This window comes from Nocardia sp. NBC_00511, assembly GCF_045161165.1.
Classification (GTDB): Bacteria; Actinomycetota; Actinomycetes; order Mycobacteriales; family Mycobacteriaceae; genus Nocardia.
Genome location: NZ_CP107849.1, coordinates 6,722,548 through 6,742,909 on the forward strand (window position 1 = coordinate 6,722,548; position 20,362 = coordinate 6,742,909).

Here is a 20,362-nt window from a genome sequence, read left to right on the forward strand (position 1 = left end):
CATGGTGGACTCTGTGATCGAGGTGAAGTGGAAGAAGGAGCCGGATGAGCACGACTATCCGGCGGCGGCCGACTTCCTCGAGATGATCGCCGAACCGGATGTGATCGAGACGGTGGTCAACGAGTTGCGGGCGGCGCCGCTCTCGCACAAGAAGGCCAAGGATCTGCTGCGCGCCTCGCAGTTGGAGGTGCTGCCGACCTACAACCCGTATGTGCGGCGAGATCTGGAGAAGATCGTGGCGGGCAAGGCGCTCTCGCCGATCCTGGTGGTGCGCGGGGACTTCCGCAAGGGGGTGCCGATGCAGATCGTCGACGGGTATCACCGGGTGTGCGCCATCTACTACACCGATGAGAACATCGCGATCCCCGTGAAGATCGCGTCGCTACCGTGACACCGTGACGTTCCAGACCCTCACCCTCATCTCGCTGCTCGGCCTGGCCGGCCCGTGGCTGGCGTGGCGGCAGTCCTGGCATCTGCCGGTGATCCTCGGCGAGCTGGCGGCCGGAATCCTGTTCGGCACGACCGGGTTCGGGCTGTTGCATCCGGAGGATCCGACGTTCACATTCCTCGCCGATGTCGGGTTCGCGGTGGTGATGTTCATCGCGGGAACTCATGTGCCGGTGCGGGATTCGGCGATCCGCGCGGCACTGGGGCGGGGTGCGCTGCGGGCGGTCGCGGTGGGTGTGGTGGCGGTGTTCGCCGGTGTGGGGATCGCGGCCTGGTTCGATACCGGGCACGGGCTGCTGTACGCGGTGCTGATCGCGTCGTCGTCGGCGGCGATCGTGCTGCCGATCCTCGATTCACAGGGGCTGACCGGGAAATCGGTGCTGGAGTTGACCGCTCAGGTCGCCATCGCGGACGCGGCGGCCGTGGTGGCGCTGCCGCTGGTGATCGATCCCGGCAATGCGGGCAAGGCCGCGCTGGGCGCGCTGCTGGTGGCGGTCGCCGCCGTGGCCGTGTACTTCTTCCTGCGCTGGACCGAGGACTCCGGCATTCGCCGACGTCTGCACAAAGTGTCGGAGGATCGCCAGTTCGCGCTCGAATTGCGGGTGAGTCTGGCCCTGCTGTTCGCGCTCGGCGCGCTGGCCACCCGCAGCCACGTCTCGATCATGCTGGCCGGATTCGCCATGGGTCTGGCGGTGGCCGCGGTCGGTGAGCCGCGCCGAGTCGCCAAGCAGCTCTTCGCCCTCAGCGACGGATTCCTCTCACCGCTGTTCTTCATCTGGCTGGGCGCGCGCCTGAACCTGCGCGAGTTCGGCGCGCACCCCTACCTGATCGTGCTGGGCGTGGCCCTGGGTGCCGCCGCTGTCGCGGCACATGCCCTGATGCGAATGCTGGGCCAGCCGATACCCCTCGGAACGATCGCCTCGGCCCAGATCGGCGTCCCGGTAGCCGCCGTCACCGTCGGCACCCAACTCCACGTCCTGAAACCCGGTGAACCCGCCGCCCTGATGCTCGGTGCGCTGATCACCATCGCGGCAGCCGCCTGGGGAGCCCGGGCCGCCGCCAAGAGCCAACCGGTGAATCCGCCTGCCCCACAGGCTGATTCACCGTCCTGATCTCGGGTCCTCAGCGGTCAGCACGTCGTTGCCGAGTGCCGAACCGGCAGAGGCGGATCCGCTGCCCGCGATGTCCGCGTTCGTCGGCGTCCGGCTGGATCCGGCGTTGAGCAGGGCCGCGGCGAGCTTGCCCGATCCGGTAGGAAGTAACTGAAGTTCTGAAACGCCCATAATTCCTTGGGCCCGACTTTGCCCCACCTTTACCAACCCGAGGTGCCCGTGCCATTCACCCCGCAATCCACCCTGCCGCCCTCCGCCTACCTGACAGGCGACCTGATCATCGAGGTGGACCACCCCGAGATCCAAGCCCTCGCCCGCGAATTCCGAACCCACTCCCCCACCGAAATCGACTGCGCCCGAACCACCTTCAACTGGGTCCGAGACGAAATCCCCCACTCCTACGACGCCCGAAACCCCCGAGTCACCCTCCGCGCCTCGGAAGTCCTCGAACACCGAACCGGCCTCTGCTACGCCAAATCCCACCTCCTCGCCGCCCTCCTACGAGCCAACGAAATCCCCACCGCCCTCTGCTACCAACGCCTCACCCACGGCCCCACCCACGTCCTGCACGGCCTGATAGCAGTCCACCTGAACAACGCCTGGCACCGCCAGGACCCCCGAGGCAACCGCCCCGACATCACCGCCGAATTCTCCCTCACCACAGAACAACTCGCCTTCCCCACCAACCCCACCCAAGGCGAAATCGACTACCCCCAACTACACCTCACCCCGGCCCCCACCGTCGTAACCACCCTCCAGAGCGCCACCGACATACTCGCGATCTACGACACGGGCCTACCGACCCAACTGACCGAATAGTCCGGCGGCTACAGATTCGATCACCAACAGGGCAGGCGATGCACGGTGAACCTGATCGGTCAGGATCGGTCGTCGAACAATTGCTCGGCAGCGCTTACGGTCAGGGCCCGGTCGAGCCAATGAGTCAACTGATCGGCATCCGAGCAGGTGATTACTCGGGCGCAAACGACGTCGTCGACGGTGATCCCGCGACGCTCGAGAATCCGCAGAATCGACCCGGCCAATGCCTCGACCCGCCCTTCAGCACGCCCTTCGACGCGGCCGATCTCCTGGTGTTCGTGAGCGAAATCGCTCTCCCAGTGGTAGTTCTCGATTGCTATGGCCACGAGCTCCTCCCACTCTTTCCGGTACCTGGCAGGTACGCAGTTGGTGATGTAGTCATGGTAGTGGACGCGCAGTTCAGGGCCGAGGCGCTGCATTGCCTCGAGGACCATGGCGAGGACGATGCGACGCTCGCAATCACCAAGATGACCAAGGGCTGCCAGCAGCGCGAGCTCGGGCCGGGCATCGGCTTCTGCGACAGTGGTGATCGCCGGGAGCATGCCCGGCCAGTAGGTGCGAGCTCGGAAGACGAAATCCGGGTGGCCGGTTTCGACGGGGGTTGCGATCTTGCGTGCGGTCGGCTCGTCGGGGCAGAAGGCCAGCAGCAGGACCGGGCAGGCCAGACGCTGGCGGACATGGGTGACGTAGGCGGGCCAGCTCAGCGCGATTCGCTCCAGATCTGCTGTGCTGCACGCGTTCTGGACTTCATGAACGATCGCAAACTCGGGTTTGTCGGCATTGGTTCCAACCAGCACCACATCCAGGTGCAGTTCACCCGGAGACAGCAGGGTGACCGTCTCCGGGCCCGGATGCCAACAAGGTAGGTCCGGCACCGGTAATCCGAGCACTGTGCGCGCGATCCGAGGGGCGAGCTCGGGGCGGTTGCGCAACAGCTGCAACGGGATCTCGTGGCGGATGGACGGCACCTGCGGAACATATCGAGCGGGCCGAACATTTGTTCGCGATTCGTGCGGACATGCCCGCATTGTCGTCTCTTTGAGCGCGTCGAGACTGGACGGTTAAGTGGTTGCACTGCAACAGAATTGAATATTCCAAGCGATGTTGGAACCGAATTCTCAGCGCGGGGCGGGGACGTCTATGACGAGTTGGGAGGGGGTGGGGTTGGTGCTTACGGTGGCGGCTACTCGGCCGGAGCCGTCGAGGGTGAAGAAGGCGGCGTGCCAGCCGTAATGGCCGTCGTACTGGGTGGTTTTGGTTTCGGTGGTGGTCGCGCCGGAGTCGAGGTTCTGGAGGGTGACCGTGGCGGAGACTTCGCAGTTGCCGCCGGGGTTGACGGAGGCGGACAGGGAGTTCGCGGGGGTGCTGTCCGGGGTGAAGTTCACGGTGAGGCGGGTTGAGCTGTCGATGAAGTCGGCGAATTCGGCTGCCTGTTGGCCCTGGCTGTAGTTGAGTTCGGCGGTTACCTTGCCGGAGCAGCCGGGGGCCGGGTCGACCTGGGCGGGGTCGAAATAGAGGGGGTCCGCGGCGGCCTGACCGGCGGGGATCAAAAGGGCCAGGATGGGGAGGAGCGGGATGGCCGCGATCCTCAGGGTGCCTCGCTGCATGGGTTCGATCCTTCCGCGCGCATATCGCAGGGATGAAGCAACTGTCTGGCGAAACGACTTGTCACGGTACTCGCACGGCGGTCGGGGCCGCCGGGGTGCGCAGGGTTCGGCGGACGGCGTCGCGGAGCCAGCGGTGGGCGCCGTCGGCGGTGTGGCGGGGATGCCAGGCCATGCCGATGGTCAGGGGTGGGAGGGGGACGGGGACGTCGAGGAGGTGCAGGCCGAGGGTGATCGCGTCGGCGGTGAGGGGGGACGCGGTGGCGCCGGGTAGGGCAGCGGGGACCAGACAGACAATGTCGCTGGTGGCGGCGAGGGTGATGGCGGCCAGGTGGCTGGGGAGGACGACGCTCACCCGGCGGCGCAGGTTCAGTTCGGCGAGAGCGGTATCGAGCGGGCCGGTGAAGCGGCCGCGGCGGCTGACCGCGACATGGTCGGCGGCGGCGAGACGCGCTGGGGTCAAAGGCTTTTCGGCCAGCGGATGACCGGAGCGGACGGCGGCCACCATGCGCAAGGTGACCAGGGCTTCGACCTCGGTTTCGGGATCCGGGTGGTCGATGGATCCGATCTCCAGGTCGATCCGGCCGTCGCGGAGTGCCGATCCACCCTCCAGTTCTTCGGCCCGGAACCGGAACGAGACGCCCGGTGCTTCCCGCTGAGCCAGATGCAGCAGACGGGAAGCCAGGGCCGCACCGATCAGGTCGGCGGCCTCGAGGGTGAAGGTGTTGGTCAGGTCGGCGGGGTCGACGCCCACGCCGGGGCTGAGCAGCGCGCCCAGGCTGCGGACCACCGCGGCGGCCTCGTCGCGGAGGGCCTCGGCGCGCGGGGTCGGGACCATGCTCTGCCCGGCCCGTACCAGCAGGGGATCTCCGAGAATGCGGCGCAGGCGAGCGAGTGTGCGGCTCATGGCGGCCGGTGAGGTGTGCAGGCGGGCGGCGGCGCGGGTGACGCTGTTCTCGGTCAACAGCGCATCCAGGGCGATGGCGAGGTTGGCGTCGATGGCCGAATTAGGGCTGTCCACCTGCATTATTCCATTTCAGTCAATGATTCCGTGCCGACTTTCCCATTGTGGCAATGCCGCGGTCTCCGCAGGATGGCGGGTGTCCCCAACCCGATCTGATCTGCGAGGCACCCATGATCGTCATTACCGCTCCCACCGGGAACATCGGCTGTTCCCTGCTCGCCCAACTGCTGAAGTCCGCCCCCGCCGCCGGAGAGAAATTGCGGGTGGTCGTGCGCGATCCCGCACGGCTCCCGGACGCTACGCGCGAACGCGTCGAGGTGATCACCGGCTCGCATGCGGACCCCGTCGTACTCGACCGGGCGTTCGATGGTGCGGACGCCGTATTCTGGCTCGTCCCACCGGATTCCGCCCTGACTCCGCACGAGGGCTACAGCGGGTTCACCGCTCCCGCCGTGCGGGCGTTCGCGAATCATCATGTCGGCCATGTGGTCGGGGTGTCCGCCCTCGGCCGCGGCACCCCGGTCGCCGAGCGCGCCGGACTGGTCACCGCGACCCTGGCCATGGATGACCTCATCGCGGACAGCGGTGTCGCCTACCGGGCGCTGGCCAACCCGTCGTTCTTCGAGAATTTCCTGGAGGAGGCCGACTCGATCCGCGAGCGTGGCGTTTTCATCGACGTCGTCGACGCCGACCGCAAGGCCCCCCTCGTCGCTGTCGCCGATATCGCGGCCGTCGCCGCCGATCTGCTGCTGGACCGCTCGTGGACCGGCGTCGACAGCGTCCCTGTCCTCGGGCCGGAAGACCTGTCCCCCAACGACATCGCCCGCATCATGACCGAAAAGCTGGGCCGCCCGGTGCGATACGAGCGCCAGGCCTTCGACGACCTGCACACCGACCTCGTCGGCTACGGCCTCAACGCAGAGTTCGCCCGGGCTGTCGTCGATATGAAGCGGGCCAAGGATCAGGGCCTGGACGCCGGGGTCGCCCGTACCCCGGACAGCTCCTCCCCCACCAGCTTCGAGCAGTGGTGCGCCGACACCCTCGCGCCCGTCGTCCTGTCCTGAATCACTCGATCAACCGAAACTCATTGGCATTCAAGGCATTAACAGACCGGGAGATATCCGATGTCCGTTGAAACACCCGAACCACCTGTCACAGCGTTCATGCTCGTGAAAACCACACCCGAATGGCTGTCCCTGACCGTCGAGGAACGCGTGGAGGCCTTTACCACCCATGTCCTCCCCGCCATCGAGTCCAAGACCACCGGCGTCCGCTCACGCTTCTACGACACCGAGTTCTATTCTGCTCGCGTCACCGACGTCTGGGTGTGGGAGGCCGACGATCATCGCGTCTACCAACTCCTCATCGATGCGCTGCGTGAAACCCCCTTCTGGGACCACTATTTCGACGTGGTCGAGATCTTGGTCGGCTCCGAGAACGCCTATGCCAGAACCTACGGCCTGGACCCGATTGCCACCATCAGCACGTGAATTCATGTGCTGGGACATATCGAGGCTGAATCGTCGGATATTCTGAAACACCTTGCATCACATGATAATTCAATCGAATCCATGAGGTTTTCGGCGTAGAATTGAGGGATGAATCGGGGAGGGGAAACACGCGAAGCGGCTGCCGCAGTCCATGTGGCAGCCCTCTCCGATGAGGTGGATTTCCTGGCCGAGGACAACCTCGATCCGATGTCGGATTCCGAGGTCGTGAAGCTGTTGCAGGAGATGGAGTCGTGCACGCGCCGGATGGCCGCGGTGCAGCATCGGGTGCTCAACCAGATCGAAATGCGCGGCATCCCCGCGCAATCCGGGTTGAAGTCGATGCCGCGCTTCCTGGAACACACCCTGCACCTCAGCGCAGCCGACGCGCGCGCCCGCTGCCGTGCCGCCACCTTGCTGGGTATGCGGGAACTTCCCGGTCAGACATTGCCGCCGTGGCTGCCGTGGACTGCGGCTGCGCAGTCGGTCGGGCTGGTTTCGGCTGAGCATGCACGGGTGATCGGGCGGATCATGGATCGGTTGCCGGTGAAACTCGATGTCGAACAACGGGAAACAGTCGAATTCCAGTTGGCCGAGTTCGCCACCAACACCACTCCGGATGATCTGCCGAAAATCGGTGACCGAATCCTGGCCTACCTCGACCCAGACGGCAGCCTCACCGAAGACGAAGACCGTCAACGCGGTCGTGGAGTCACAGTGGGTAAGCGCCGCGTCGATGGCATGTCCCCGCTCAGCGGCGAGATCACTACGACCCTGCGTGAATTGCTCGAGCCCGTCCTGGCCAAACTCGCCCGCCCCGGCATGTGCAACCCGAGTGATCCCGAAAGCCCTTGGGCTCCCGAGCATGTCGATCGCGACGTCCTCGACGCTGCGGCGAGTCGTGATCGGCGTTCGACTGCGCAACGCAATCATGATGCGTTGGTGGCGTTCCTGCGTCCGGAACGCGGTCCCGCCAACCTGGGCGATCATCGCGGTCTGCCGGTATCGACGATCCTCACGATGAGCGTGGCGGAGCTCGAGGCCCGCGCCGGTGTCGCAACCGCCGCGTCCGGTGGCAGCATTCCGCTGCCGGAAGCATTGCGGCTGGCCGAGAAATCCACGCCCTTCCTGGCGATCTTCGACCACAACGGCATGCCCCTGCACCTGGGCCAGGTCCACCGCCTCGCCAACCCGGCCCAACGATTGGCGTTGATCGCCGCTGAACGTGGTTGCACCCGCCCGGGCTGCAATGCGCCCGCGACGTTGTCTGCGGTGCATCACATCACCGAGTGGTGCAAGGGCGGCCCGACCGATATCCAGAATCTGACCTTGGCGTGCGATGCCTGCCACGCCTTGGTCAACGACACCCCCAATGGCTGGAAAACCATTGTCATGCCACCGGATTCACCATTCGCGGGTCGAACCGGTTGGATCGCGCCACCACCCCTGGACCCGACCGGCACACCGAAGGTCAACACCCGCCACCACGTGGGCGAGTTGGCCGTGGCCACCCTCACCGAGCTGCGCGGCCGCAGCGCCCGCCAGACCCGTCGACGACCGGGACCTCCCCGCGAATAGTGTTCGCGCCCTGGGGAAAACGGAGCTGCCGACGGTGACCACCTATCGGCAGGCGCATCCGCGACACCCGACACACAGGCAGCCCATGCCTCCTGCAACCTCGACAGTCATAGTGATGCCGAGTAAGTAACTCCTCTGTGTCTCAACAGTTTTGACTACCGAGACCGGCCCCGCCCCACCGCGTTCAGCCGTCGACGAGGACCATCCGACACCGACCAGCAGATGCGCGTTCGAGAAAGCTCACCTGTCAGGAGGTCGCCTGCGGCTTGCGACCGGAGGCGGCCACCGCGAGCAGGAACGGGTCGGTTTCGCCGGAGAGCTCGACCGCCGGGGCGAACATGTTGTAGGAGCGGTATTCCTCGGCACTCGCGCTCACGATTTCCAGCAGCGTCGCCCCGGACTCCGCGGACAGCCGGAAATCCTGACCGGTCGCGACGGCGACATCCCAGCCGTGCAAAGCGAGTTCGGCAAGCAGCATGCCCGCGACCCCGGCAGCCGGAGTCGACGCGTAACCGAGGTCGATATCGCCCTCCCAGGCGCTGGGCTCGGACCAGGCCAGCAGCGCCTTATCCAGTTGGGCCGCAAACTGTTCGACCCAATCCGCCGGAGCGGTGAAGTCGTGATCGGTCAGCTCGTCGGGAATCGGCTGACGTAGCGCCCGGCACTCCAGCCCGTAGGACGAGTAGAGCACCCAGTGATTGGTCAGCGCCCGCAGATCGTATTCGGTACACGGAGTCGGCCCGGAAAGCTGTTCCGCGCGCACCCCTTTGGCCACCCGAACAGCCTCGGCGGCAGCCTCGGACATCGCAGAGAAGGTCTTGTTCATGCCGAGAACGCTATGCGCCGACCGACCACCGACTCTTGGAAAAACACGCCACCCATCGCGCTCAGCACCGGCGCGCAAAAGGCACCTCGAATGGTCAGGCCTCGTGACCCGGTAGGCCTTCGCGGCCCAGCAGGCGATCGGTTTCGCGGCGTTCGCGCTTGGTGGGGCGGCCTGCGCCGCGGTCGCGGTGGGGCAGGAGCGCCGTCAGCTGCGGGTCGGGTGGAGGTGGGCTCTTGTCGATCATGTACTGGGGTACGACAGCCGCGCCTACGCGTTTGGTCAGGAGTCGCTCGACTATGACGATGCGTTCGGAACCGTTGACGCGGGTGCGGATTTCATCGCCCGGCTTGAGGGAGTGGGCCGGTTTCACCGGGACGCCGTTGACCTTCACGTGGCCCGCGCGGCAGGCCGCGGCGGCGGCGCTGCGGGTTTTGAAAATGCGGACGGCCCAGGTCCAAGAATCAACTCGGGCCTGGGCCGGGGTGCTCAGTGGAGCGGAGGTCACGCCTCGACGATACCGATGCTCACGCCTGGATACGGCGGGCGGTCACCACATCGTCGGAGTGCAGGTGGGTGTAGGAGACGGGGGTGCCGGTCTGAACGGCGTTCAGCAGCTTGCCGTCGCCGGCGTAGATGCCGACGTGGCCGCCGCCGTTGGTGATGACGATGTCACCGGGCTGCAGGTCCTGGTAGGCGACCGGAGCGCCGACGTTGGACTGCTCGAAGCTGGTGCGGGGCAACTCGACTCCGGCCTGCTTGTACGCCCACTGCACCAGACCGGAGCAGTCGAAGCTGTACGGGCCGGTGGCGCCCCAGGAGTACTGGGCGCCGACCTTGGTCGCGGCGGCCTGCAGGGCGATGTCACCGGGGCTCTGCTGGTGCTGCTGCAGCAGACCCGGCAGCTGGAACTGCGGGGCCGGAGCCGCCGGAGCGCCGCCGATGTTGAGGCCGCCGCCGAGAGCGCCGGGGGTCGCGAGCGCCGTCTGGGCGTCCTTGACCGTCTGGTTGAACTGCTGGACCTGAGGCGCGAAATCGTCCGGGACATCGAAGCTTCCGATGCCGGGGATGTCGACGGTCGCGGCCTGGGCGGTGATCGCCGGGAACGCGCCAGTCGTCGTCGCTGCCATTGCGCCCATGACGATGGCGCCCTTCACGGAATTCGGAAGCCGAGATTCCCGTTGCAAGCTGTGCTTACCCACTGAGCCGCATCTCCGATCTTGCTGCTTGTAACGCCGCGTGTCTTCCCCTCGATCAGAGGGGTGACTCCGCTAAGTCACGAGAAGATTACGACCAGGCCGCCGTGTTGTCCACCCCACACGCGCGGTGTGTCGCAGCTTTTCGAAAATGCCCCGCTGGAAGCGGGATTCGAGGTATACGCCGGCGGGTCACAAGACGGTATAGGTGATCGACAGGCCGTTATCGAACCGCAAACCTTTCGGTCTGTATTACTGTCCGTCGTCGCTCTCGGGCGTTCGTTCCTGCTCAGCGCACCCGCGCTCCAGGTTCGCGATGCGCCGCCGCGCGTCTGCCAGCTCCACTTCCAACTGCCCCAGCGCCATCACCAACGGACCCACCGCGAGGTCGGCTACCAATTGCGGGTCGTCGTACCCGCGCTCGATCGCCACCAGGATGTTGTTGCGGATGCGCGCGGCCACCACCGCCTCGGCGGGCACGTTCCAGGATTCGACCACCTCCGCGACAGTGGCCACGATGGGTACCGCTTCGTCCGACATGAACCCTCCTGCGCTGGATCCCAACGAATCAGGCATAAGGGTAGAGACCCCCGCCGACTCCCGAGACACGAACCGGACCGGCCGCGTATGCCGGTCGATAGCTGCCTCTAGGAGCTTCGGTAGACGCCCGGATAATCCCGGATTCCCGCGCTACGGTTGGGCCGCATGGACCCCGTCAGGAATCCCTACGCACCCGGCGCCGGCCAGCGACCACCCGAACTCGCGGGCCGCGATCGGCAACTCGACGCCTTCGACATCGTGCTGGAACGCATCTCCCGGGGTCGGCCCGAACGCAGCGTCATGCTCACCGGACTGCGTGGGGTCGGAAAGACGGTGCTGCTCAATCAGCTTCGCTCGGCGGCGCGCACCCGCGGCTGGGGGACCGGGAAGCTGGAGGCGCGCCCCGACCAGGAGCTGCGCCGCCCGCTGGCGTCCGCGCTGCACATGGCGGTGCGCTCATTGGCTGTGGCACACCGCAATCCGGAGCAGGTCGACGATTTCCTGGGGATTCTCAAGGCTTTCGCACTGCGGTCCACCGCCGACAAGGGCATGCGGGAGCGCTGGAACCCGGGCATCGACGTGCCCGCGGTGACCGGGCGGGCCGACTCCGGCGATATCGAGATCGATCTGGTCGAGCTGCTGCTGGAGGCGGCGACACTGGTGCGCGAGCTCGGTGTGGGGATCGCGGTGTTCATCGACGAGATGCAGGATCTGGGGGCCGCGGACATCTCCGCGATCTGCGGGGCGTGCCACGAATTGTCGCAGGACGCCGCGCCTTTGATCGTGGTCGGCGCGGGGCTGCCGCATCTGCCCGCGGTGCTGTCGGCGTCCAAGAGCTATTCCGAGCGACTGTTCTCCTACCACCGGATCGACCGGCTGGATCGCGAGGCGGCCGATCTGGCGCTGCTCGCGCCCGCCGAGCGCGAGGACGTGAAGTACTCGGAGGCGGCGCTGGCGGAGCTGTATCGCAAGGCGGACGGGTACCCGTATTTCGTGCAGGCGTACGGCAAGGCGACGTGGGACGCGGCGGCGCAGAGTCCGATCACGGCGGAGGACGTGGCGGTGGCCGCGCCCGCCGCCGAAGAAGAGCTGGCGGTCGGTTTCTTTGGCTCCCGCTACGAGCGAGCCACTCCCGCCGAGCGGGAATACATGCGCGCCATGGCTGATCTGTCCGGCGACGACGGACCGGTCGCGACCTCGGCGGTGGCCAGCGAGCTCGGACGCAAGCCCGCCTCGCTGTCTCCGGCCCGCGACGGGCTGATCAAGAAGGGGCTGATCTACTCCGCGGAGCGCGGCACGATCGGTTTCACCGTGCCGCATTTCGGGCGATATCTGCGGGGTGTGCAGTAGCCCGGATCGAGTGCGGAAGGTTTGCTGAGACTTCAAGATCATTGCGCTACTTGCGTTTTCGATCTTTGCCAGCCCCTACCGGTGGGTAACAAGAGCTCCTACACTCGAATGTGATTCTCATCACGGTCGAGGAGGACACATCATGGCGACTGCCGCCAAAGTCGATGCCACCGAGGAACAAGCCCGGGCACTGGTCGAGGAATCCCGCGAAACCACCTGGGCCAAGCCATCCTTCGCCAAGGAGATGTTCCTGGGCAGGTTCCGGCTCGACCTCATCCATCCGTTCCCACGCCCCGACGCCGCGGACGCCGCCAAAACCGAGGCCTTCCTGAAGCGCCTGCGCGCCTTCTGCGAAACCATCGACGGCGAGCGGATCGAGGCCGAGGAACGCATCCCCGACGAATACGTGCGCGGGCTGGCCGAACTCGGCTGCTTCGGGCTCAAGATCCCGGAGGAGTACGGCGGGGTCGGGCTCACCCAGGTCGGTTACAACCGCTCGCTGATGCTGGTCGGGTCGGCGCACGCCAGCCTCGGCGTGCTGCTGTCGGCGCATCAATCGATCGGGGTGCCGGAACCGCTCAAGCTGGCGGGCACCCCCGAACAGAAGCGAGAGTTCCTGCCGCGCTGCGCCAAAGGCGCGGTGAGCGCGTTCCTGCTCACCGAGCCCGATGTCGGATCCGATCCGGCGCGGATGGCCTCCACCGCGGTGCCCACCGCCGATGGCGAGGCCTACGAGGTCAGTGGCGTGAAGCTGTGGACCACCAATGGCGTGGCCGCCGAACTGCTGGTGGTGATGGCGCGGGTGCCCAAGAGCGAGGGGCATCGCGGCGGCATCTCCGCGTTCATCGTCGAGGCCGACAGCCCCGGCATCACCGTGGAGCGGCGCAACCGGTTCATGGGTCTGCGCGGCATCGAGAACGGGGTCACCCGGCTGCACAATGTGCGGGTGCCGAAGCGAAACCTGGTGGGGCGCGAGGGCGATGGGCTCAAGATCGCGCTCACCACCTTGAACGCGGGGCGGCTGGCGATTCCGGCGATGTGCACCGCGGCCGCGAAGTGGTCGCTGAAAATCGCGCGCGAATGGTCGGCGACCCGCGTGCAGTGGGGTCGTCCGGTCGGTGAGCACGGTGCGGTGGGCGCGAAGATCTCCTTCATCGCCGCAACCACTTTCGCGTTGGAGGCCGTGCTGGACCTGTCGGCCACCATGTGCGACGAGAACCGCAACGACATCCGCATCGAGGCCGCGCTGGCCAAACTGTGGGCCTCGGAGATGGCCTGCACCATCGCCGACGAACTGCTGCAGATCCGCGGCGGACGCGGCTACGAGACGGCCGCCTCGCTGCGGGCCCGTGGCGAAAGAGCTGTCGCCGCAGAGCAGATGGTGCGAGATCTGCGCATCAACCGCATCTTCGAGGGCTCCAGCGAGATCATGCGGCTGCTCATCGCCCGCGAGATGGCCGACGCCCACATGGCCGCCGCGGGCGCACTGGTGGACCGCAACGCCGAACTCAAGGACAAGGCCAAGGCGGCCGTCGGCGCGAGTGGCTTCTACGCCAAGTGGTTCCCGCAGCTGACCGTCGGCGCGGGCACCGCCCCGGTGAGCTACGGCGAATTCGGCCCGCTGGCAAGGCATATGCGCTTCGTCGAGCGGATGTCACGCAAGCAGGCCCGCGCACTGATGTACGGCATGGCCCGCTGGCAAGCGAAGCTCGAGTACAAACAGGGCTTCCTGGGTCGCATCGTCGACATCGGCGCGGAACTGTTCGCCATGGCCGCCGCCTGCGTGCGCGCCCAGCAGCTGCGCGTTGAGGGCAGCCCCGACGGCACCGCCGCCGAGGAACTCGCCGACATGTTCTGCCGCCAGTCCCGCCTGCGCATCGAAAAACTCTTCGACTCCCTCTGGGCCAACACCGATGACGCCGACACCGAGCTGACCCGAGCCGTCCTCGACGGCCGCTACCGCTGGCTGGAAGCAGGCGCCCTCGACCCGAGCGAGGACACCGGCCCCTGGATCGCCGAATGGCAATTCGGCCCATCAGAAGAACAAAACCTACTCAACCCGTTCCTCCCCTCCACCAAGGCGAGCGTGGAGACGTAAGGCCTCTCGATTGAAATCTGCCGCTCTCTAGTGAATTGACTAGAGGGCGGCAGATTTCTGTAATGAGCCGCGAATGGACGCCTCCGACCGTCGACCTCACCGTCGAGGAATGTCTACAGCTTTCTTGTTTAATTACTAGAAAGCTGTAGATATTACTGAGCTGGTCAGGTTCTCCATCGATATCTACGGGCGTCTAGCAAAGTGGTGAGAGGGGGCGGCGTTCGTGCGGCGGGTTGCACAGCTGTGTGGAGTCACTTGTACAACTTGTGTATAACGCCTGGTGTAAGTGGCTAACGCGGGGGCTATGTCTATCGACAACCGGGCAAGAAGGCGCACTCTCCTCAGGAGGACGTCATGTCCACGCTGCACCGCGATGCCGCCGATTTCGACGGCCACCATGTCACCGTGACCGCTGATGACGGCGTGCCGCTCGCGGTTCGCGAGTTCGGCGCTTCCGACGCATCTGTCACCGTTGTGTTCGTGCACGGGCATTGTCTGCGGGCCGAATCGTGGGCGTTCATGCGGGGGCATCTGTTGCAGACGTGGGGCGACGACACGCACATGGTGTTCTACGACCATCGGGGGCATGGGGATTCGGGGTCGGCGGATCCGTCTACCTACACCATTGATCAGTTGGCGCACGATCTCGATGCGGTGCTGCGGGCGGTGGTGCCTTCGGGACCCATTGTGCTGGTGGGGCATTCGATGGGGGCGATGACCGTCTTGGCCTACGCGCGGTTGTTCCCGGACATGATCGGGACTCGCGTGGTGGGCGTCGGGCTGCTGGCGGGTGCCGCCAACGGGGTGACCCGGGTGGGGTTGGGGCGGTTGCTGTCCGGGCCGGCGGTGAGCTCCTTGCGGGTGGCGGTGCGGCGGGCGCCGCGGGCCATGCAGGCCTCGAAACACCTGAGCCGCCGCATCTTCGAACCGATCCTGCGTGATGCCACGCTGGGTACCCGCAAGGTGAGTCCGCGGGTGCTGGCCGTCGCCACCGCCATGCTGAACGAGACCTCGCTGCTGACCATGGCGAGTTTCCTGGAGTCGCTGATGCGGTTCGACGAGACCGGCAGCTTGCATCGGCTGGGCACGATTCCGGCGCTGGTGCTGGCGGGATCGGCCGACATCATGATCCCGTTCGCGCATTCGGTGGTGCTGGCCTCCGAGCTCGACGACGCCGAACTGGTGCGGCTGGACGGCGCGGGACACAGCGTGATCCTGGAACGGGCCGAGGAGGTGGCCGCGGCGGTGGTGTCGCTGGTGGCTCGCGCGCTGCGGGTCGCCGACGGGCCGGTCGGGACCGGGGACGACCCGGACTGCGGGCCGGATTGCGGGCCCGAGCTGGCTATCGCGGGCTAGGCGGACCGGCCCGCGCCCACCCGGCAAACGGGCCGTGAAGCCTCGGATCGGCGCGCTTCGGCGACCCGGCGACAGGCCGCTGAACTGCGTATATCCGCTCTGGACAAGACGGATCGAACATGATCACGTACTGTGTTGTAGATCACGATGTGTGGTCTGTCACACGGCTCGAGGAGGTTTCGATGACACGCAGCGAAATTGCGGAACTCCGCTACGCGGTCGGCCAGCTCCGGCAGTGCGTCAGCGCGTTGCGTTCCCACTACGGGGACGACGGCACGGTTCGACGCCTGGAGAACGATCTGGAAAGGCTCGTCATCGACGCCGACGAGTTCGAACAGGCGCCACCCAGCGAGAACCCGCGCGCACCGCAGGAGACCATCTACGTCCCGGACGCCAAGCACGACGAGGCGGCCTGGATGGGTGCACAGGACGAGGGACTGGGCTTCCACTCCCGCCCCCGCACCAAATAGCTGGTTTCTCCGTCCACCCCGGGTGGCCACGACCGCGCTGATTCAGGCCCGGTTGCGGTGGCGGCCCGAGCGTTTGGTGCCCGCGCCACGGAAACGCGCCCCGCGCGGCGCTTCCGCGACCACCTCCAAATCCGGTGATTCGAAGACCGCCGCCAGCGATCCGGCCGCACCCGCCGGAGTCGCGACCAAGCCGAGTCCGCCGTCGCGGCGGGACAATTCGTGCAGCATGGTGGTCACCATGCGCAGGCTCGCGGCCCCGCCCGGGTCCCCGAGGGCGATCGCGCCGCCGTGCACATTGAGCCGCTCCCCGTCCCGGTCGAAGAAGCCCAGGGTGCGGGTGAGGGCGAGCACGTCCACCGCGCTGGTCTCCTCGATCTCCAGCAGCTCCAGTTCGGCGAGTTCGAATCCGCTGCGCCACAGGGCTTTCGCCACCGCCGGAGTGGTGGCGGGCACCGGCCGCTCGGCCAGGTCACCGAGATCGGGCGCCGCGGCGGCGGCCCAGCCGACCAGGTAGGCCATCGGTTCCAGGCCCAGATCCAGCACCCGGTCCTCGGCCACCACCAGGCAGGCCGAGGCGGCGAGCGTGCGGGTGCTGCTGTTGGCGACGGTGGTGATGCCGCCGGGATGCAGCGGCGGCAGCGCGGCGAAGGCGCGGTGCGAGACATCGTCGCGCAGGCCCTCGTCGCGGTCGACCAGTTGCACCACAACGGAATTCACATCGTCCGGGTCGGCGCACACCACGACCGGCGCGGTCTCCGCGCCGAAGAAGCCCTGCCGCCGGGCGCGCGCCGCACGGCGGTGGCTGGTGGCGGCGAAGTCGTCGACCTCGGTTCGAGTCAAGCCGTACAGCCGAGCGAGTTCCTCGGCCGCCGCCGATTCAGGGGCCGCGCGGCTCGGTTCGGCGGCCGCCCAGACCGCCAGATGCTCATCGGTGGTCGGCTCGCGATCCTGGTCGCCGAGCGTCGGCCGCGGCGGCGGCGCCGTACCTGTTTCCGCTGTGGCACAGGGGTATTCGGCACCGATTACGAGCACCACGTCGGCCGCGCCGGTACTCACCATCATCGAGGCGGTGATCAATGCCCGCAGCCCCGCCCCGGGATCCCCGCCGACGGCGAAGTCCCCGAGCACCGGCGACAACCCGCACAGCGGCAGCGCCCGCCGGACCGCCGCCGAATCCGGCACCGCCGTAACGAGTTGCTCGACCCGCAGTGGATCCAGCCCGGCCCGATCCAGCACCGCCGACACCACCGTGGACACCAGCCGATACGGCGGCACCGCCGCGAGCGCACCACCCGGTAACCCGACCGGTGTCCGCATCGGCATCACGACCGCAGCACGTCTCATCACCGGCTCCCTTCGAACTCGCCACCGGCTACCCCGAGCGGGGTTGATCTAGCTCAGCGCACAGACCATCACAGCGTTGTTGCTGCTGTGTGACGGTGTGTAACCACAAAAACTGGCGAGTCCCGAGGGCGTGTCGTCCGAATTCTGAATCTTTCTGCCGTGCCGTGAAGTTCGCGCGATAGCCGTTTGTTCACTAAGCAAACGAATCGCGGACCATGCTGGGAAATGTGGCGCAAATCACGGGATTACGAAATAGCTGTTGCCAGCTCGAGTGATAGCGCCCCTGTCGTAAGGTGCTCACCATCACATTCGATGCCGGAGGTAACGATGCCGTTCCACGGGATAGAGCAGCGAGGCAAGCCGCAGTGAGCGCCGCACCAGTCAAGGCACCCGAATCGGGCAGAACCGGAGTTTTCGGCAAGGGGCGGGCGGCCATCGCGGCGCGCACCCTGCGGACCGATCGGTGGTGGGTGCCACCGTTGGTCACGGTGCTCGGGCTCGGGACGTTCGTGGTCTACGCGACCGTCAGATCCTTTGTGCGGGCAGCGTATTGGGTCAACGACTATCATTATCTGACACCGTTCTACTCACCATGCCTGAGCGCCTCGTGTGTGGAGGGGTCGAGCCATCTGGGCACCCCGATCGGGCATCTGCCGATGTGGATCCCGCTGGGGTTCGTGGTGTTGCCGTTCCTGCTGCTGTTCCGGCTCACCTGCTACTACTACCGCAAGGCCTACTACCGGTCGGTGTGGATGTCGCCGCCCGCCTGCGCGGTCGCCGAACCGCACGCCAAGTACAGCGGCGAGACCAAGCTGCCGCTGATCATCCAGAACGCGCACCGGTACTTCTTCTATGTGGCGGTGATCATCTCGGTGATCAACACCTACGACGCGGTGATCTCCTTCCACGGCAAGGGCGGCGGGTTCGGGCTCGGGCTCGGCACGGTGATCATCACCGCCAACGCACTGCTGCTGTGGGCGTACACGCTGTCGTGCCACTCCTGCCGCCACATCGCGGGCGGGCGGTTGAAGCACTTCTCGCAGCATCCGGTGCGCTACCGCTTCTGGACCGTGGTGTCGAAGCTCAACACCCGGCACATGCAGCTGGCCTGGACCACCCTCGGCACGCTGGTCCTCACCGATTTCTACGTCATGCTCGTGGCCAGCGGGACCATCTCGGACCCGCGCCTCGTCGGCTGACGTTCGCAGTCTCTATTCCTCTTCTCTCCCAGGAGTATTCGGTCCATGCCTGAAGTCGAACGGCACAAGTACGACGTGGTCGTGATCGGCGCCGGTGGCGCGGGTCTCCGTGCGGTCATCGAAGCCCGTGAGCACGGTCTGTCGGTGGCGGTGGTCTGCAAATCGCTGTTCGGCAAGGCGCACACCGTCATGGCCGAGGGCGGGTGCGCCGCGGCCATGGGTAATGCCAACGAGAAGGACAACTGGCAGACCCACTTCAAGGACACCATGCGTGGTGGCAAGTTCCTCAACAACTGGCGGATGGCCGAACTGCACGCGCAGGAGGCTCCGGACCGGGTGTGGGAGCTGGAAACCTATGGGGCGCTGTTCGATCGGACCAAGGACGGCCGGATCAGCCAGCGCAACTTCGGCGGCCACACCTACCCGCGCCTCGCGCACGTCGGCGACCGCACCGGGCTCGAGATCATCCGCACCATGCAGCAGAAGATCGTGTCGCTGCAGCAGGAGGACTTCGCGGCCACCGGCGACTACGAGGCCCGCATCAAGGTCTTCGCCGAACTCACCATCACCGAACTGCTCAAGGACGAGGACCGGATCTCCGGCGCCTTCGGATACTGGCGTGAGTCCGGCCGTTTCGTGCTGTTCGAGACCCCCGCGGTGGTGCTGGCGACCGGCGGCATCGGCAAGTCCTACAAGGTGACCTCCAACTCCTGGGAGTACACCGGCGACGGCCACGCGCTGGCCCTGCGCGCCGGCGCCTCGCTGATCAACATGGAGTTCCTGCAGTTCCATCCGACCGGCATGGTCTGGCCGCCGTCGGTGAAGGGCATCCTGGTCACCGAGGGTGTGCGCGGCGACGGTGGAGTGCTGACCAACACCGACGGCAAGCGCTTCATGTTCGACTACATCCCCCCGGTGTTCAAGGGACAGTACGCCGAGACCATCGAGGAGGCGGATCAGTGGTTGAAGGACAACGACTCCGCCCGACGCACCCCCGACCTGCTGCCCCGTGACGAGGTGGCCCGCGCCATCAACGAAGAGGTCAAGGCCGGTCGTGGCACCGAGCACGGCGGCGTCTACCTCGACATCTCCTCCCGCATGCCCGCCGCCGAGATCATCCGGCGGCTGCCGTCCATGCACCACCAGTTCAAAGAGCTGGCCGACGTGGACATCACGAAGGAACCGATGGAGGTCGGTCCGACCTGCCACTACGTGATGGGCGGCATCGAGGTCGACCCGGACACCGGCGCGGCCACCGTGCTCGGATTGTTCGCTGCCGGTGAGTGTTCCGGCGGTATGCACGGCTCCAACCGGCTGGGCGGCAACTCGCTGTCGGACCTGCTGGTGTTCGGACGGCGCGCGGGTCTGGGCGCGGCCACCTACGTGGAGCAGCTGCCGGGACGGCCGAAGATCTCCGACACCGACCTGGCCGCCGCCGCGAAAGCCGCTGTGACACCGTTCGATCCGTCGGACGAGGGCCCGGGCGAGAACCCGTACACCCTGCATCTGGACCTGCAGCAGATCATGAACGATCTGGTCGGCATCATCCGCAAGGAGGGTGAGCTCAAGCAGGCCATCGACAAGCTGTCGGAACTGCGGGACCGCTTCGACCACATCACCGTCGAGGGCCACCGGCAGTTCAACCCCGGCTGGCACCTGGCGCTCGATATGCGCAACATGCTGCTGATCAGCGAATGTGTCGCGCAGGCAGCGCTGTTGCGCACCGAGAGCCGCGGCGGGCACACCCGCGACGACCATCCGGGCATGGATCCGGCCTGGCGCAACCAGCTGCTGGTCTGCACGGTCGACCCCGACGATGTGGGCCAGGCGGTGCCGTCGGTGACGGTCACCTCCCAGGACCAGATCCCGATGCGCACCGAACTGCTGCGCCTGTTCGAACTGACGGAACTCGAAAAGTATTACAGCCCCGCCGATCTCGCGACGCTGCGAGACGACGCCGGAAAGGCGGAATAGC

Annotated in this window: 20 protein-coding genes; 12 read left to right on the forward strand and 8 right to left on the reverse strand. The window is 66.5% G+C overall.

The genetic code is table 11. From position 1 onward, the window contains the following. Positions 1-13: 13 nt before the first annotated feature. The 3 genes from OG300_RS31380 (at position 14) to OG300_RS31390 (ending at position 2,378) form a co-directional block, all read left to right on the forward strand. Positions 14-391, forward strand: coding sequence for a hypothetical protein (locus tag OG300_RS31380; protein ID WP_405498755.1), 378 nt, complete (start codon positions 14-16; stop codon positions 389-391). A gap of 4 nt (positions 392-395) precedes the next feature. Further along, the gene (locus OG300_RS31385; protein ID WP_405487199.1) at positions 396-1,559 is read left to right on the forward strand and encodes a cation:proton antiporter; all 1,164 of its coding nucleotides are present in this window, start codon (positions 396-398) and stop codon (positions 1,557-1,559) included. A gap of 213 nt (positions 1,560-1,772) precedes the next feature. After that, the gene (locus OG300_RS31390; RefSeq protein ID WP_405487201.1) at positions 1,773-2,378 is read left to right on the forward strand and encodes a transglutaminase family protein; all 606 of its coding nucleotides are present in this window, start codon (positions 1,773-1,775) and stop codon (positions 2,376-2,378) included. Between the two features lie 59 nt (positions 2,379-2,437). On the opposite strand, the gene OG300_RS31395 is transcribed toward OG300_RS31390, so the two are convergent. From OG300_RS31395 to OG300_RS31405, 3 genes are all read right to left on the reverse strand, one after another. Continuing rightward, a complete protein-coding gene (locus tag OG300_RS31395; RefSeq protein ID WP_405487203.1) occupies positions 2,438-3,346 on the reverse strand; it encodes a hypothetical protein in 909 nt (302 codons plus the stop codon). Positions 3,347-3,496: 150 nt separating this feature from the next. Next, a complete protein-coding gene (locus tag OG300_RS31400; RefSeq protein WP_405487205.1) occupies positions 3,497-3,985 on the reverse strand; it encodes a hypothetical protein in 489 nt (162 codons plus the stop codon). Between the two features lie 61 nt (positions 3,986-4,046). Next, entirely contained in the window at positions 4,047-5,003 is a 957-nt protein-coding gene (locus OG300_RS31405) for a LysR family transcriptional regulator (protein WP_405487207.1), read from the reverse strand. A gap of 113 nt (positions 5,004-5,116) precedes the next feature. Between OG300_RS31405 and OG300_RS31410 the strand changes: the two genes are divergently transcribed. From OG300_RS31410 to OG300_RS31420, 3 genes are all read left to right on the forward strand, one after another. Continuing rightward, positions 5,117-6,010, forward strand: a complete 894-nt coding sequence (locus OG300_RS31410) for an NAD(P)H-binding protein (protein WP_405487209.1) — start codon at positions 5,117-5,119, stop codon at positions 6,008-6,010. 60 nt (positions 6,011-6,070) lie between these two features. After that, positions 6,071-6,436 carry a darcynin family protein gene (locus tag OG300_RS31415; RefSeq protein WP_405487211.1) on the forward strand — a complete coding sequence of 122 codons (366 nt, stop codon included), beginning with the start codon at positions 6,071-6,073 and terminating at the stop codon, positions 6,434-6,436. A gap of 108 nt (positions 6,437-6,544) precedes the next feature. Beyond that, positions 6,545-8,011: a DUF222 domain-containing protein gene (locus OG300_RS31420; RefSeq protein ID WP_405487213.1), complete on the forward strand. Its 1,467-nt coding sequence runs from the start codon at positions 6,545-6,547 to the stop codon at positions 8,009-8,011. A 247-nt stretch (positions 8,012-8,258) separates the two neighbouring features. Here the strand turns inward: OG300_RS31420 and OG300_RS31425 are convergent, their stop codons facing one another. From OG300_RS31425 to OG300_RS31440, 4 genes are all read right to left on the reverse strand, one after another. After that, positions 8,259-8,837 carry a TIGR03086 family metal-binding protein gene (locus OG300_RS31425; RefSeq protein ID WP_405487215.1) on the reverse strand — a complete coding sequence of 193 codons (579 nt, stop codon included), beginning with the start codon at positions 8,835-8,837 and terminating at the stop codon, positions 8,259-8,261. Positions 8,838-8,931: 94 nt separating this feature from the next. Next, positions 8,932-9,342: an RNA-binding S4 domain-containing protein gene (locus tag OG300_RS31430; protein WP_405487217.1), complete on the reverse strand. Its 411-nt coding sequence runs from the start codon at positions 9,340-9,342 to the stop codon at positions 8,932-8,934. A gap of 19 nt (positions 9,343-9,361) precedes the next feature. Beyond that, positions 9,362-9,973, reverse strand: a complete 612-nt coding sequence (locus OG300_RS31435; RefSeq protein WP_405487219.1) for a C40 family peptidase — start codon at positions 9,971-9,973, stop codon at positions 9,362-9,364. Positions 9,974-10,282: 309 nt separating this feature from the next. After that, a complete protein-coding gene (locus OG300_RS31440) occupies positions 10,283-10,570 on the reverse strand; it encodes a hypothetical protein (protein ID WP_405487221.1) in 288 nt (95 codons plus the stop codon). 165 nt (positions 10,571-10,735) lie between these two features. Here OG300_RS31440 and OG300_RS31445 point away from each other — a divergent pair, with 165 nt between their 5' ends. The 4 genes from OG300_RS31445 to OG300_RS31460 all read left to right on the forward strand — a co-directional run bounded on the left by OG300_RS31445 (position 10,736) and on the right by OG300_RS31460 (position 15,844). Then, the gene (locus OG300_RS31445; protein ID WP_405487223.1) at positions 10,736-11,920 is read left to right on the forward strand and encodes an AAA family ATPase; all 1,185 of its coding nucleotides are present in this window, start codon (positions 10,736-10,738) and stop codon (positions 11,918-11,920) included. 142 nt (positions 11,921-12,062) lie between these two features. Then, positions 12,063-14,018 carry an acyl-CoA dehydrogenase family protein gene (locus OG300_RS31450; protein ID WP_405487225.1) on the forward strand — a complete coding sequence of 652 codons (1,956 nt, stop codon included), beginning with the start codon at positions 12,063-12,065 and terminating at the stop codon, positions 14,016-14,018. A 354-nt stretch (positions 14,019-14,372) separates the two neighbouring features. After that, a complete protein-coding gene (locus OG300_RS31455; RefSeq protein ID WP_405487227.1) occupies positions 14,373-15,374 on the forward strand; it encodes an alpha/beta fold hydrolase in 1,002 nt (333 codons plus the stop codon). A 182-nt stretch (positions 15,375-15,556) separates the two neighbouring features. Next, a complete protein-coding gene (locus OG300_RS31460; protein WP_405487229.1) occupies positions 15,557-15,844 on the forward strand; it encodes a hypothetical protein in 288 nt (95 codons plus the stop codon). A gap of 42 nt (positions 15,845-15,886) precedes the next feature. Here OG300_RS31460 and OG300_RS31465 read toward each other — a convergent pair whose 3' ends face one another. Further along, positions 15,887-17,188 (reverse strand): acetyl-CoA acetyltransferase, encoded by a 1,302-nt coding sequence (locus tag OG300_RS31465; RefSeq protein WP_405487231.1) that lies wholly within the window; start codon positions 17,186-17,188, stop codon positions 15,887-15,889. Between the two features lie 365 nt (positions 17,189-17,553). Between OG300_RS31465 and OG300_RS31470 the strand changes: the two genes are divergently transcribed. Then, a complete protein-coding gene (locus OG300_RS31470; RefSeq protein ID WP_405487233.1) occupies positions 17,554-18,387 on the forward strand; it encodes a hypothetical protein in 834 nt (277 codons plus the stop codon). A 45-nt stretch (positions 18,388-18,432) separates the two neighbouring features. Continuing rightward, complete coding sequence (locus tag OG300_RS31475) at positions 18,433-20,361, forward strand: fumarate reductase/succinate dehydrogenase flavoprotein subunit (RefSeq protein WP_405487235.1); 1,929 nt, start codon at positions 18,433-18,435, stop codon at positions 20,359-20,361. The last annotated feature ends 1 nt before the right edge of the window (position 20,362 follow it).